This is a genomic window from Pantoea sp. VS1, from assembly GCF_002207995.1.
Classification (GTDB): Bacteria; Pseudomonadota; Gammaproteobacteria; order Enterobacterales; family Enterobacteriaceae; genus Pantoea; species Pantoea dispersa.
Genome location: NZ_NHZE01000003.1, coordinates 1 through 13,894 on the forward strand (window position 1 = coordinate 1; position 13,894 = coordinate 13,894).

Genomic DNA, 13,894 nt, shown 5'->3' on the forward strand with positions numbered 1-13,894 from the left:
CAAGGCGTTGCATGGTAACAGTCTCAGTCCAGGGCATAGTGAGTCTCCTCTGCTATGCCGTTTATAACTGTTACCCATGTGCCCGGTCTAAAGTGTTACCCATGTGCTCGGTTTGTACCTAAATGCCGACCCTACAGATGCATCAACCTAACCGCCGGGGGCATTTCAGGCGACATGATTAACCCAACCGTAGGGTGCGCATTGATGCGCACCGCTTACAGTGCAATACGTACCCTTTACCGCGCACCGCACGCAACTAAAAATTCCAGTCCTCGTCCTCGGTTTCAACCGCTTTGCCCATCACATACGATGAACCGGAACCCGAAAAGAAATCGTGGTTTTCATCGGCATTGGGCGACAGCGCCGACAGAATCGCCGGATTCACCGCCGTCAGCTCCGCCGGGAACAGCGCTTCGTAACCCAGGTTCATCAGCGCCTTGTTGGCATTGTAATGCAGGAAGGTTTTCACCTCTTCGGCCCAGCCCACGTCGGCATACAGCGCTTCGGTGTACACCACCTCGTTTTCATACAGCGCCAGCAGTAAATCGATGGCGAACTGCTGCAGCTCAGCGCGGCGCGCGTCGTCAACGGTTTCCAGCGCTTTCTGATACTTATAGCCGATGTAATAACCGTGTACTGCTTCATCACGGATAATCAGCCGAATCAGATCGGCGGTATTGGTCAGCTTGCCGCGGCTTGACCAGTACATCGGCAGCCAGAAGCCGGAGTAAAACAGGAACGACTCCAGAAAGACGCTGGCGATTTTCTTCTTCAGCGGATCGCTGGCGCGGTAGTGATCCAGCACGATTTTCGCCTTGTTCTGCAGGGCGGCATTCTCCTCGCTCCAGCGGTAAGCGGCATCCACGTCGGCGGTGTTACACAGCGTGGAGAAGATCGAACTGTAAGAGCGCGCATGTACCGCTTCCATAAAGCTGATGTTCGACAGCACCGCCTCTTCGTGCGGCGTCAGCGCATCTTCCATCAGTCCCGGTGCGCCAATGACGTTCTGAATGGTGTCGAGCAGCGTCAGACCGGTAAACACCCGAATCGTCAGCTGCTGCTGCTGCGGGTCGAGCGACTGCCATGCCGGCAGATCGTTGGACAGCGGCACCTTCTCCGGCAGCCAGAAGTTGCTGGTAAGACGGTTCCACACTTCGAGATCTTTGTCGTCCTGGATGCGGTTCCAGTTAATCGCCTGAATCTGTTTAAGTTGCATAGTCATCATCACAGTGCACAGGAAACGCAGCCCTGTACCTCCGTGCCTTGTAGCGCCATCTGACGCAGTCGAATGTAATAGAGGGTTTTGATGCCTTTCTTCCAGGCGTAGATCTGCGCTTTGTTGATATCGCGCGTCGTGACGTCATCGCGGAAAAACAGCGTCAGCGACAGGCCCTGATCGACGTGCCGGGTGGCTTCGGCGTAAGTATCAATAATCGCTTCGGGACCAATCTGGTAGGCATCCTGATACAGCTCAAGGTTGTCATTGGTCATAAACGGAGCCGGGTAATAGACGCGGCCGGTTTTGCCCTCTTTACGGATCTCAATGCGCGACACAATCGGGTGGATGCTCGACGTGGCGTGGTTGATGTAAGAGATTGAACCGGTCGGCGGAATCGCCTGCAGGTTCTGGTTATACAAACCGTGCTGCATCACTGACGCACGCAGTGCCAGCCAGTCCGCCTGGTCGGGCAGGGCGATGCCGGCATCGGCAAAAATCTGCGCCACCCGGGCAGTACGCGGCTGCCAGCTGTGTTGGGTATATTTGTCGAAATAGGCACCGCTGGCGTACTGCGACTGCGCAAAGCCGTCAAAACTCTCGCCGCGCTCCTGCGCCAGCAGGTTGGAGGTGCGCAGGGCGTGATACGTCACGCAGTAGAAATAGAGGTTAGTGAAATCCAGCGCCTCTGGCGAACCGTAAGCCATGCCTTCACGCGCCAGATAGCCGTGCAGGTTCATCTGCCCGAGACCGATAGCGTGTGAACGGCGATTGCCTTCCGCCACCGACGGCACGGAGGTGATGTCACTCATCTCGGAAACCGCCGTCAGCGCGCGCACCGCCACTTCCACCGTTTGCGCCAGGTTACGCGAGTCCATGGCGTGGGCGATATTCAGGGAGCCGAGATTACAGGAGATATCTTTGCCGATGCGGCGATAGCTCAGGTCGTCGTGATACTCGCTGGCGCTGTTAACCTGCAGGATCTCCGAACACAGGTTACTCATGTTGATGCGACCGGCAATCGGGTTGCTGCGGTTCACGCTGTCCTCATACATGATGTAGGGATAGCCGGACTCAAACTGAATTTCCGCCAGCGTCTGGAAGAAGTCGCGCGGCTTGATGAAGGTTTTACGGATGCGATCGTCGGCCAGCATCGCCTCGTAGTGCTCGCTGATACTGATATCAGCAAACGCCTTGCCGTAAATACGCTCAACGTCGTAAGGCGAGAACAGCGCCATATCGCGGTTCTCTTTGGCCAGCTGGAAGGTGATATCCGGAATCACCACGCCGAGCGACAGCGTTTTGATGCGGATCTTCTCGTCAGCGTTTTCACGTTTGGTATCGAGGAAGCGCAGGATATCCGGATGGTGCGCATTCAGCCACACCGCCCCCGCGCCCTGACGCGCACCAAGCTGATTGGCGTAGGAGAACGCATCTTCCAGCATCTTCATCACCGGAATTACGCCGGACGACTGATTTTCAATGCGTTTGATCGGCGCGCCGGATTCACGCAGGTTGGAGAGCAGAAACGCCACGCCGCCACCGCGCTTCGACAGCTGCAGCGCCGAATTCACCGCGCGGCCAATCGACTCCATATTGTCTTCAATGCGCAGCAGGAAACAGGAGACCAGCTCGCCGCGCTGCTGTTTACCGCAGTTGAGGAAGGTGGGCGTAGCCGGCTGGAAGCGACCGCTCAGCATCTCGGCCAGCAGTTCCCGCGCCAGCGTTTCATTGCCGCGCGCCAGCGTCAGCGCCACCATGCAGGCGCGCTGCTCAAAGGTTTCCAGATAGCGTTTGCCGTCGAAGGTTTTCAGCGTGTAGCTGGTATAAAACTTCCACGCACCGAGGAAGGTGTGAAAACGGAAGCCCCAGGCGTCAGCCTCTTCGTGCAGCTGGCACAGGAAGGCGAAATCGTACTGGTTCAGCACCCCAGCTTCATAATAGCCTTCGGCCACCAGATAGCGCAGACGTTCGCCGTGCGAGTCGAATGGCACGCTGTTGGGCTGGACGTGCTGCAGGAAAAACTGGCGTGTGGCTTCGTGATCTTTGCTGAACTGGATGCGGCCGTCGGCGTCATACAGGTTCAGCATCGCGTTGAGCGCGTGGTAGTCCAGCTGTGTGCTGTTCAGGGTGTCTGTCGTTGCCAAAATTGGGTCACTCCCGCTTTAACATGGGCAATATCGTCGGCGGTTCCCATCAGTTCAAAGCGGTAGAGATAGGGAACCTGACATTTCTGCGCAATGATGTCGCCCGCCAGGCAGAAGCCCGCGCCAAAGTTGCGATTGCCCGCAGCAATCACACCGCGAATACCGCGCCGGTTGGCGTCATCATTAAGGAACTGAATCACCTGTTTCGGCACTGCCCCACGCGCACTGCCGCCGCCGTAGCTCGGCACCACTAAAATGTAGGGCTGGTCGATGTGCAGGCGCTGCGTGGCGTCGAGCGGAATACGCCGCGCAGGCAGGCCGAGACGGGTGATAAACCGGTGCGTGTTTTCCGACTGGCTGGAAAAATAGACCAGTGGAAACATCGCTTTATCCCCCGACGGCAGCGAGCTGGCGCAGGCCGGCGATTTTGTCGGGACGGAAACCGCTCCAGTGGTCGTTGTGCGTCATCACCACGGGCACCTGGCGATAGCCGAGCGATTTGAGCTGATCGATGGCTTCCGGTTGGGTATCGAGGTTAATCAGCTGATAGTCGATGCCACTGCGATCCATGGCATTTTTGGTGGCGTCACACTGGACACACTGGCTCTTAGTATAAATAATAATGCGCATGATTCGTATTTCCCTTTGGTTGTGGTCAGGTTGCGAGATACGAAGCAAAAACCCTTTTGCTGCGAACGTCGTCCCTGCTGATATCTGGTAGCGAGTTGATGTGTTGAATACTAGATGTAGTGGTATTGGTGGTCAAGCCCACCAGATATAGGGTTTTGTGATTTAAGTAGTCAGATTAGGGCGAATGCCAGCGATGATGCGCCCTGGCGCAGGGAAAAAATTTTTGTAAAGGGTTTTGCGGCAATTTTAACCAGCTGACAGCCGCCGGATCGGCGCGCTAATGCGGAGTGACGCGCAAAAAAAAGCCCCGCATACGCGAGGCTCCTGATGATTTTTAGCGATTTAGCGGCGTGACATCAGCAGTGCGCCCAGCACCAGACCGACGGCGGCACCGACGCCCACGCCGTACCACGGTTTGTCATGCACGTAGGCATCCACCTGATAACCCGCATCGCGTGCGGCCTGAGTCACGCGGTTGCCACTGCCGTTCAGTTTAGCGCGCGTCTGTTTCAGCAGGGCCTGCGCCTGGCTGCGTGCGCTATCCACTTCATCTTTGGCTTCGCTGCCATAAGATTTCAGTAAGGCTTCCAGCGAATCGGCCAGTTCGTTTACATCCTGATTGATATCAATGTCATCGTTTTTGCTGGTTCGATTAAACATTTTTCGCTCCCTTTGACTTAAAACGTAATACTAAGTGTAGACGAAACGTGACTAAACGCAGCCGTGTGCCAGGCTTTAGGGAAATTCCGAATGTCCTGTGCTGTCGTGCTGATGTAAGGTTGCGGGGCTGTGAGAAGAGAGGAGCAAGCATGTATTTACGTCCGGATGAGGTAGCGCGCGTACTGGAAAAAGCAGGATTCGAAATGGACGTCCTGACACCCAAAACTTATGGTTATCGCCGTGGCGAAAACTACGTCTATGTGAATCGCGAAGCCCGCATGGGGCGCACAGCGTTGATCATTCATCCCACCCTGAAAGAAAAAAGTCAGCATTTCGCTGAACCCGCATCAGAGATGAAAACCTGCGACCACTACACGCAGTTCCCTCTCTACCTGATGGGGGATTCGCAGGAGCACTACGGTATTCCCCACGGTTTTAGCTCGCGCATGGCGCTGGAGCGTTATCTGCAGGGCGTCTTCGGCGCCTGACTGGTGTGCCCCGTCGCGGCGGGGCCGCACACGCTTTCCCAATCCTTACCTTTTCCCACGTTGCAAATTGCCGCGCGGATGCGTATAACTCTGTGTCCATATAGAAGTTTAGACGTCCATATGGATATAAAGAATGCAAACTGAACCGACGCCTTCGCAGGCAAACTTCAAGCGCAGCATGAAGGTGCGGCATCTGGTGATGCTGTCGCTCGGCGGCGTGATCGGCACCGGGCTGTTTTTCAACACCGGCTACATCATCTCCACCACCGGCGCAGCGGGCACGCTGCTGGCCTATCTGATTGGTGCGCTGGTGGTATGGCTGGTGATGGTGTGTCTTGGCGAGCTGGCGGTAGCGATGCCGGAAACCGGCGCGTTTCACGTCTACGCCGCGCGCTACCTCAGTCCGGCGACCGGTTACACTGTGGCCTGGCTCTACTGGCTCACCTGGACGGTGGCGCTCGGCTCCAGCCTGACCGCCGCCGGTTTCTGCATGCAGTACTGGTTTCCGACGGTGCCGGTGTGGCTGTGGTGCCTGGTGTTCTGTGTCGCCATCTATCTGCTGAATAGTGTTTCGACGCGCTTCTTTGCCGAAGGAGAGTTCTGGTTCTCCATCATTAAAGTGATCACCATCATTGCCTTTATCGTGCTGGGCGCAGCGGCGATGCTGGGGTTCATCCCGATGAAAGACGGCAGCGCGGCGCCGGGATTACATAACCTGACCGCTTCCGGCTGGCTGCCGCACGGTACGCTGCCGATTCTGATGACCATGGTGGCGGTGAATTTTGCCTTCTCCGGGACCGAGCTGATCGGCATTGCGGCGGGTGAAACCGAGCAGCCGCAGAAAGCGCTGCCGCTGGCGATTCGCACCACCGTGGCGCGCCTGATCATCTTCTTTATCGGCACGGTCTTTGTGCTGGCCGCGCTGATCCCGATGGATCAGGCGGGCATCGTTAAAAGTCCGTTCGTACTGGTGTTCGAAAAGATTGGCATCCCGTACGCGGCGGATATTTTCAACTTCGTGATCCTCACCGCGATCCTGTCAGCCGCGAACTCCGGACTGTACGCCTCGGGACGGATGCTGTGGTCGCTGGCCAATGAAAACACGCTGCCGCGCTGCTTTGCCCGGGTCAACCGGCGTGGCATTCCGCAGCTGGCCATCACCGTCAGTATGCTCGGTGGCCTGCTGGCGCTGTTTTCCAGCGTGATCGCCCCGGATACGGTGTTTGTGGCGCTGTCAGCGATTTCCGGCTTTGCCGTGGTAGCGGTGTGGCTGAGCATTTGCGCCTCACACTACATGTTCCGTCGGCGCTATCTGCAGGCGGGCAATGCGCCGCAGCAGCTGGCGTACCGCGCGCCGTTCTATCCGCTGGTGCCGATCCTCGGATTTACCCTGTGTCTGCTGGCGTGCATCGGGCTGGCCTTTGACCCGTCACAGCGCATCGCGCTATGGTGCGGCATTCCTTTTGTACTGTTCTGCTACGCTGCTTATTATCTGACGCAAAAACGCCAATACGCTTTCAACGCCAAGGAGACCGATGATGTCGCGTAACCCCATCGCTGCGGCCCTGACCCACACTGATACCCTGATTCTGGATGGCGCGCTGGCGACAGAGCTGGAAGCGCGCGGCTGTAATCTGGCCGATACGCTGTGGTCAGCCAAAGTGCTAATGGGAAATCCCGAGCTGATTTATCAGGTGCACTATGACTATTTCGCCGCCGGCGCGAATGTGGCGATCACCGCCAGCTATCAGGCGACGCCGCTGGGCTTCGCCGCCCGCGGACTGGATAGCGGCCAGGCCAGCGCGCTGATCCGCCAGAGCGTGACGCTGGCGCAGCGCGCGCGCGACGATTATCGTGCCGCCACAGGCAGCGAGGCACCGCTGCTGGTGGCCGGATCGGTCGGTCCTTATGGCGCTTATCTGGCCAACGGCGCGGAATATCGCGGCGACTACGGCTTGCCGGCTGCTGAAATGAAGGATTTCCACCGTCCGCGCGTGGCGGCGCTGCTGGAGGCGGGCGTGGATTTGCTGGCGTGTGAAACGCTGCCGTCGTTTGGTGAAATTCAGGCGCTGATTAGCCTGCTGGCGGAGTTCCCGCACAGCAGCGCGTGGTTCTCCTTCACGCTGCGCGATGCGCAACACCTGAGTGACGGCACGCCGCTGAGCAAGGTGGCGGAAGTCATCAATGCCGCGCCACAGGTGGTCGCTGTCGGCCTCAACTGCGTGGCGCTGGAGAGCGTGACGCCAGCGCTGCAAACGCTACAGGCGCTGACGGACAAGCCGCTGCTGGTCTATCCTAACTCCGGCGAGCAGTATGATGCGGTCAGCAAAAGCTGGCACTCGGCGCCGTCTGGCTGCACGCTGCACGATAAATTCCCCGAATGGCAACAGGCGGGCGCACGGCTGATAGGCGGCTGCTGTCGCACCACGCCACAGGATATCGCGGCGATTGCCGCCTGTTGTCAACCGTAATAAAGCGCAGAAAAGCGCCACTGATAGCGCGATTGAGGCGAGTGAAAAGGCAGAGAGGGCAGTTTAGACTGTCCTTTCTGATTCTGAAGCGGACCTGCTATGAACCTGCGACATCTTCTTCCCGCCTGTGCGCTGCTGCTGAGCGGCTGTGCCACCATTGTTGGCACCGAAACGCAACCGGTAAAAATTGACTCTGTGCCGCAGGGCGCGCGTTTCACCGTGCAGGATGAAACCGGCCGCGCGGTGGCGCAGGGCTATACGCCGCAGACGGTGGATCTGGCGAAATCCAATGGCACCTATTTTGGTAAGAAACATTATCAGGTGATGCTGGAGAGTCCGGGCTACGTGCCGCTGACGCTGCCCATCGAAGCCAGTGCCAACCTGTGGTACGTGCTGGGTAATATTCCGCTGCTCGGTTTCCCCGGCTGGCTGGTGGTCGATCCGTTTTATGGCGGCATGTATGACCTGAAGCCAGCGCACCCGCAGCCGCATCTCAACGTGGTCGGCGCGCGCGGCGGTTAATTTGCACGGATGCGTAGCGGCGCGATTTATCGCGCTTAGTTAAATACGCGCAATAAATTGCGCCGCTACGGTTCGTGCCGATGGTTATTATTGCGCGGTAGGTTTCACCATCGCATTACCGGATTTATGCTGCGCCAGGTACTGCTGCTGGAAAATACACATGCGGATGGTGTTGCGGTACTCGCCGTTGATGAAAAACTCGTGCTTCAGCACGCCTTCCACCTCGAAACCGAGCTTGGTGTAGATATGAATCGCCTTCTCGTTCTCCTGATCGACAATCAGATACAGCTTGTAGAGATTGAGCACCGAAAAGCCGTAATCCATCGCCAGCTTTGCCGCTCTGCTGGCTAAGCCCTTGCCCTGATGCGCCGGGTCGATGATGATCTGAAACTCCGCCCGGCGATGCACGTGGTTAATCTCCACCAGCTCGACCAGCCCGGCTTTTTGCCCGTCGTGTTCCACCACAAAACGCCGCTCGGTCTGATCGTGGATGTGCTTGTCATACAGGTCAGAAAGCTCCACAAACGCTTCGTACGGCTCTTCAAACCAGTAGCGCATCACGCTGGCATTGTTATCCAGCTGATGGACAAAGTGCAGATCTTCCCGCTCCAGCGGACGTAATTTTACCGTCATACGGTGTTCCTTTAGATGACTGAATGGCTGTTGGGCAGCGGCGCAATCTACCTTCGGGATAAACCGCGCCACGTTGCGCTCATGCCATGCTAACCAACAATCCGGCCCTGCGCCATGCGCGCGGCGCGATCGCACATATGATCGATCACGTCAGGATCGTGGCTGACCAGCACCATCGTCAGGCCATCATTCTGTTTGAGATCGTTAAGCAGATTCAGGATTTCGGCCTGCACAGACATATCCAGCGCCGACGTCGGCTCATCCAGCAGCAGGATCTTAGGCTCCAGCAGCAGGGCGCGCACGATGGCCACGCGCTGACGCTGTCCGCCGGACAGCTGATGCGGATAGCGATCCGCCAGCGCCGGATCCAGACCGACATGGCGGAAGCCCGCGTTGATGCGATCGTCGATGTTATCGCGTCGCAGCAGCTTAAGCGGTTCCGCCAGCGTGCGGCGCAGCCGGTGGCGCGGATGCAGCGAAGCGTAGGGATCCTGAAACACCATCTGCACATCGCGCCGCAGCTGGCCGGTAAAGGGTTTGCCCGGCTGCACGGCGGTATTCGCCAGCGTCATCTGACCGCGCCAGTGCGGATTCAGTCCGGCCATCACCCACAGCAGCGACGATTTACCGCAGCCGGAAGGCCCCACCAGACCGAAACACTCGCCGGCCGCCACCTGCAGGTTCACATCGTGCACCACGGTGCGCAGTTCATAACCCTGTTTGTGCGAGACGCTCAGGTTGGCTAATTCAATCATGCATCTTCTCCAGCGCCGCGCGATCCAGCACCGGCAGGCGTTCGCCATGCGTGGCTTTCCCCGGACGGCAGGCCCACAGCGTGCGGGTATAAGGATGGCTGGCGTCCGACAGCTGCGCCGCCGGCAGCGTGTCCAGCAGGCGGCCTTTGTACATCACCATCACCCGCTGACAGTGCTCGGAGACCTGTTGCAGATCGTGACTGATCAGCAGCAGGCCCATATTGCGCTGCTCCACCAGGCGACGAATCAGCGCCAGTACCTGATCGCGCATGGCGTGATCGAGCGCCGAGGTCGGCTCATCGGCAATCAGCAGATCGGGATCGGTAATCAGCGCGATCGCCAGCATCACGCGCTGGCCCATGCCGCCGGAGAGCTGATGCGGATAGCGCTTCATCAGCTGGCGCGGCTCGGGCAGGCCCACCGCGTCCAGCATCTCGCACACTTTCTCTTTGCGCTCGGCGCGGCTCAGCTTGCGGTGCAGCACCAGCGGCTCTTCAACCTGCCAGCCAATGGTGCGCGTCGGGTTGAGCGCGTATTTCGGGTCCTGCATGACCATCGCCACTTTGCCGCCGCGCAGGCCGATCCAGTCGCGCTCGCGCAGATGCAGGGCGTCTGCGCCCGCCACCTGTAGCCGGTCAGCCTGCAGCTGCAGCGCGGGCGACAGCAGGCCCATCAGCGCACGCGCGGTCAGGGATTTGCCCGAGCCGGATTCACCGACCAGCGCCACGCGTTCGCGGCCAAGGGTAAAGCTGATGTTATCCACCAGCAGCGCGTCGTGGCTGCGAATCGTCAGCCCCTGCGCATCAATTAACAGATCATTTGGCATGGCGGGTATCCAGTCGGTCACGCAGGCCGTCGCCTGTCAGGTTAAACGCCAGGCTGGCGAACAGAATGGCTGCGCCGGGCGCTGCCGCCACCCACCATTGGTCGAAAATCACTTTACTGCCTTCTGCTACCATCGAGCCCCATTCGGCGGTTGGCGGCTGCACGCCCATGCCGAGGAAGCCCAGCCCGGCGGCAGAAAGAATAATCCCGCCGAGGCTCAGCGCGGCACGCACTACGGCGGTCGGCAGGCAGAGCGGCAGAATGTGGCCAAACATCAGGCGCAGGCCGGTAATACCCTGCATGCGCGCGGCGGCGAGGTAATCGCTGCGGCGCAATGCCAGGGTTTCCGCGCGTGCCTGCCGGGCAAACGGCGGCCAGCTGGTGAGCGCCAGTGCCAGCGCGCCGTTCATCAGGCCCGGGCCCAGCATCGCCACCAGCGCCAGCGCAATCACCAGGTTGGGCAGCGACAGGAAAATATCGGTGATGCGCATCAGCACGCGTTCGGTCCAGCCGCCGACGTAGCCGGCGGTGATGCCGACTAACAGGCCAACCGGGATGGTCAGCACCAGAATCAGCGACACCAGCAGCAGCGTCGGACGTGCGCCGTAAATCACGCGCGACAATAAATCGCGGCCGAAGCCGTCGGTGCCGAACCAGTGCAGCGCCGACGGTGCCAGCAGACGTTGTTCAATCACCTGCGCGTTAGGATCAAACGGCGCCAGCAGCGGCGCCAGCAGCGCCATAGCCATTAGCACGATCACCAGCGTCAGGCCGATGGTCAGCGAAGTGATACGCGCCCGGCGCCGGCGCGGACGCACGGTTTCCAGTTCATGAAGTTGTTGAGTCATCGGGTTCTCGGATCGGTTAACCAGGTGAGGGCGTCGGCCACGGCATTGAGCAGGATAAAGCAGCTGCCAATCAGCAACGTAGCGCCGAGAATCGCCGGAACATCCGCGGAAAACAGCGCGTTGGTCATGTAGCGACCGACGCCCGGCCAGGCGAATACGGTTTCCGTCAGCACGGACCCTTCCAGCAGCGTAGCGTAGGAGAGGGCGATAACGGTGATCAGCGTGCCCAGCACGTTGGGGAAAATATGACGCAGCAGAATGCGCGCCCTGCCAGCGCCTTTCGCGCGCGCCAGCACCACATACTCTTTGCTGCTCTCTTCCAGCAGCGCCGCGCGCAGCAGGCGCGTAATGCCCGCCATCGCCAGCAGGCCGAGAATCACCACCGGCAGCCACAGATGGGCAATTGCGTTGCGAAACATTTCCGCATCGCCGGAGAGCCAGCTATCAATCAGTACAAAGCCGGTCTTCGGTTCGAGGGTATAAATCCAGATATCATCCAGCTGGCCCGGACCGGCGGACCAGTGCAGCACGGCGTAAAACAGCAGCAGGCCCAGCAGGCCGAGCCAGAACACCGGCACCGAGTAGCCCAGCAGCGAAATAAAGCGCGCCACGTTATCGATGACGCTGCCCGGTTTCCACGCCGCCAGCAGTGCGAGTGTCACGCCGAACACCGCAGCGAAAATCATCGAACAGGTCGCCAGCTCAAGCGTGGCGGGGAAGGTGCGCATCAGGTCGGCGCTGACCGGCTGATTGGTGAGATGCGACAGGCCGAGATTGCCCTGCGCCAGATGGCTGATATAGCGCCAGAACTGTACCAGTACCGGCTGATCCAGCCCAAGGTCGTGACGCACCTGAGCATAGGTGGCTTCGCTGGCGTGATCGCCGGCGATTTGCTGCACCGGGTCGACTGGCGACAGGTGCGACAGCATGAAAGTAAACGCTAACAAACCCACCAGCGTCACCAGCAGCGACAGCAGGCTGGTGACGAGGCGGCTGAAGCGCTGCCAGAGTGGCCGGGCGAACCCGGCCGATGACGCTGACGCTGCCATTACTTCGAAACCTGCGCGTAATACACCATGTCCGGGTTGATCCCCTGCACATAGCCCTGCAGATTGTCGCGCAGCGCAATCAGGTTACGCGCCTGCAGGCCAATCACGTACGGCGAGTTCTTCAGCACTTCGCGCTGCATCGCCTGATAAAGCGCAACGCGCTTATTGCTGTCGGCTTCGGCTGTCGCCGCCAGCGTCTGTTTGCTCAGCTCCGGGATGTGCCAGTCTGAACGGTAAGCAATGGTTTTGCTGCCATCTTCCGGATTGTATGCGAAGGACGCAGCGTTGGTGTTCGGGTCGAAATAATCCGCGCCCCAGGCGTTGAGCGTAGCTTCATACTGATGCGCCTTCACGCGGGTGGAGACTTCAGAGCTTAAGCCCGGCTGCACTTCCACCTTCACGCCGCCTTTGGCGAAGCTGCCCTGCAGTGCCTGCGCGATATCAAGGTACGGAGGCTGATTGCTGGTGGAGAGCTTAAAGCTGACGTTGGTCAGGCCGGCCTTCTGCAGAATAGCTTTGGCTTTCTCTGGATCGTAGCTGTAAGGCGTGTCGTTCAGCGCACCGAGGAAACCCTTCGGCAGGAAGGTCTGGTGCACTTCAAACTGGCCCTTCAGCAGGTCATTGGCGATACCTTTATAGTCGAACAGGTAACGTGCCGCTTCCCACAGCGCCGGGTTCTTCAGTACCGGATTGGCACCGACGTTGAACTGAATGTAGTAGAGCGACGCCATCGGAATCGCTTCGGTCTTCACGCCGGCTTTGCCCTTCAGCGCAGCGATCTGGTCAGCACCGAGGTTACGCGCGATATCGACATCGCCTTGTTCCAGCAGCAAACGGCGCGCTGCCGGCTCCGGCACGTTTTTGATCAGAATGTTTTTCAGCTTCGGTGCACCGGCCGGTGAGGTCGGGTTGGCGCTGAGCAGTATCGCTTCATGCAGCACCACTTTGCGAATCTGGAACGGGCCGCTGCCGGCCGAGTGGGTGCCGAGCCACGCGTGACCGAAATCACCGTTTTTGGCGTTGGCCTGCGCGGTTTTTTCATCAACGATCGAGGAGACCGGCGCGGACAGCAGGCTCAGTACATAGGCCGGGCTGACGTTGGCGCTCCAGCTAATCTGTACGTGGTCTTCATCGACCTTTTTCAGGAAGCTGTCGACGTTGTCTTTGTTCCAGCCGAGCTGGGTCAGAATAAAGGACGGATCGAGGTTGAGTTTCACCACGCGCCCTAGCGAGAAAATGACATCTTCCGGGCGCAGCGGGTTACCGCTGGCGAATTTCGCGTCTTTGCGCAGCGCAAACGTCAGGCTGCGGTTATCACTGCCCGGCTGCCACGACGTCGCCAGCGTTGGCTTGAGATCGGTCGGATTGGCCGGATCGGACTGCACCAGGCGCTGATAAATGTTAGTGAACGCTTGCACCGTGGTCAGTTCAAAGCCCTGGGCCGGATCAAAGCTGTCCGCATCATCCGTAGACTGCGCAATCACCAGCGTATCTTTCGGCGTGGCGGCCTGCGCGGAGAAGGCGGCTACCAGCGACAGCGCCAGCAGTGAGGGAATAATTTTTTTCATGTTGTTTCCTTGCCTTAAAAAAGTAACGCGAGTTTACGAGAGCGCTACAGTGAAGAATAGTCAATTTATGGCTATGCATATG

15 protein-coding genes are annotated in these 13,894 nt (G+C 59.0%); 4 read left to right on the plus strand and 11 right to left on the minus strand.

Translation table 11 applies throughout. The features are described from left to right. Positions 1-256: 256 nt before the first annotated feature. From nrdF to CBW22_RS00540, 5 genes are all read right to left on the minus strand, one after another. Positions 257-1,216, minus strand: coding sequence for a class 1b ribonucleoside-diphosphate reductase subunit beta (gene nrdF / locus CBW22_RS00520; RefSeq protein WP_088515760.1), 960 nt, complete (start codon positions 1,214-1,216; stop codon positions 257-259). An 8-nt stretch (positions 1,217-1,224) separates the two neighbouring features. Further along, positions 1,225-3,363, minus strand: a complete 2,139-nt coding sequence (gene nrdE / locus CBW22_RS00525; protein WP_088515747.1) for a class 1b ribonucleoside-diphosphate reductase subunit alpha — start codon at positions 3,361-3,363, stop codon at positions 1,225-1,227. Beyond that, complete coding sequence (gene nrdI, locus CBW22_RS00530) at positions 3,342-3,746, minus strand: class Ib ribonucleoside-diphosphate reductase assembly flavoprotein NrdI (RefSeq protein ID WP_021506472.1); 405 nt, start codon at positions 3,744-3,746, stop codon at positions 3,342-3,344. Before nrdI ends, nrdE begins: the two co-directional genes overlap by 22 nt. A gap of 4 nt (positions 3,747-3,750) precedes the next feature. Continuing rightward, entirely contained in the window at positions 3,751-3,993 is a 243-nt protein-coding gene (gene nrdH / locus CBW22_RS00535; RefSeq protein WP_058758244.1) for a glutaredoxin-like protein NrdH, read from the minus strand. 342 nt (positions 3,994-4,335) lie between these two features. Next, a complete protein-coding gene (locus CBW22_RS00540; RefSeq protein WP_021506474.1) occupies positions 4,336-4,653 on the minus strand; it encodes a DUF883 family protein in 318 nt (105 codons plus the stop codon). 149 nt (positions 4,654-4,802) lie between these two features. Here CBW22_RS00540 and CBW22_RS00545 point away from each other — a divergent pair, with 149 nt between their 5' ends. From CBW22_RS00545 to CBW22_RS00560, 4 genes are all read left to right on the plus strand, one after another. Further along, entirely contained in the window at positions 4,803-5,141 is a 339-nt protein-coding gene (locus CBW22_RS00545) for a DUF2002 family protein (protein ID WP_021506475.1), read from the plus strand. A gap of 133 nt (positions 5,142-5,274) precedes the next feature. After that, positions 5,275-6,690, plus strand: a complete 1,416-nt coding sequence (mmuP, locus tag CBW22_RS00550) for an S-methylmethionine permease (protein WP_088515748.1) — start codon at positions 5,275-5,277, stop codon at positions 6,688-6,690. Beyond that, positions 6,680-7,612: a homocysteine S-methyltransferase gene (gene mmuM / locus CBW22_RS00555; protein ID WP_088515749.1), complete on the plus strand. Its 933-nt coding sequence runs from the start codon at positions 6,680-6,682 to the stop codon at positions 7,610-7,612. The genes mmuP and mmuM overlap by 11 nt, the downstream gene beginning before the upstream one ends. A 99-nt stretch (positions 7,613-7,711) precedes the next feature. Next, positions 7,712-8,134 (plus strand): hypothetical protein, encoded by a 423-nt coding sequence (locus tag CBW22_RS00560; protein WP_058758247.1) that lies wholly within the window; start codon positions 7,712-7,714, stop codon positions 8,132-8,134. An 87-nt stretch (positions 8,135-8,221) separates the two neighbouring features. On the opposite strand, the gene speG is transcribed toward CBW22_RS00560, so the two are convergent. The 6 genes from speG to CBW22_RS00590 all read right to left on the minus strand — a co-directional run bounded on the left by speG (position 8,222) and on the right by CBW22_RS00590 (position 13,812). Then, positions 8,222-8,767, minus strand: a complete 546-nt coding sequence (gene speG / locus CBW22_RS00565) for a spermidine N1-acetyltransferase (RefSeq protein ID WP_021506478.1) — start codon at positions 8,765-8,767, stop codon at positions 8,222-8,224. A gap of 89 nt (positions 8,768-8,856) precedes the next feature. Then, entirely contained in the window at positions 8,857-9,522 is a 666-nt protein-coding gene (locus CBW22_RS00570) for an ABC transporter ATP-binding protein (RefSeq protein ID WP_021506479.1), read from the minus strand. Next, the gene (locus tag CBW22_RS00575) at positions 9,515-10,348 is read right to left on the minus strand and encodes an ABC transporter ATP-binding protein (RefSeq protein ID WP_088515750.1); all 834 of its coding nucleotides are present in this window, start codon (positions 10,346-10,348) and stop codon (positions 9,515-9,517) included. The genes CBW22_RS00570 and CBW22_RS00575 overlap by 8 nt, the downstream gene beginning before the upstream one ends. After that, the gene (locus CBW22_RS00580) at positions 10,338-11,195 is read right to left on the minus strand and encodes an ABC transporter permease (protein ID WP_088515751.1); all 858 of its coding nucleotides are present in this window, start codon (positions 11,193-11,195) and stop codon (positions 10,338-10,340) included. Before CBW22_RS00580 ends, CBW22_RS00575 begins: the two co-directional genes overlap by 11 nt. Then, on the minus strand, positions 11,192-12,244 hold the full coding sequence (locus tag CBW22_RS00585) for an ABC transporter permease (RefSeq protein ID WP_021506482.1): 1,053 nt from the start codon (positions 12,242-12,244) through the stop codon (positions 11,192-11,194). The genes CBW22_RS00580 and CBW22_RS00585 overlap by 4 nt, the downstream gene beginning before the upstream one ends. Beyond that, entirely contained in the window at positions 12,244-13,812 is a 1,569-nt protein-coding gene (locus CBW22_RS00590; protein ID WP_058776471.1) for an ABC transporter substrate-binding protein, read from the minus strand. The genes CBW22_RS00585 and CBW22_RS00590 overlap by 1 nt, the downstream gene beginning before the upstream one ends. Between the last annotated feature and the right edge of the window lie 82 nt (positions 13,813-13,894).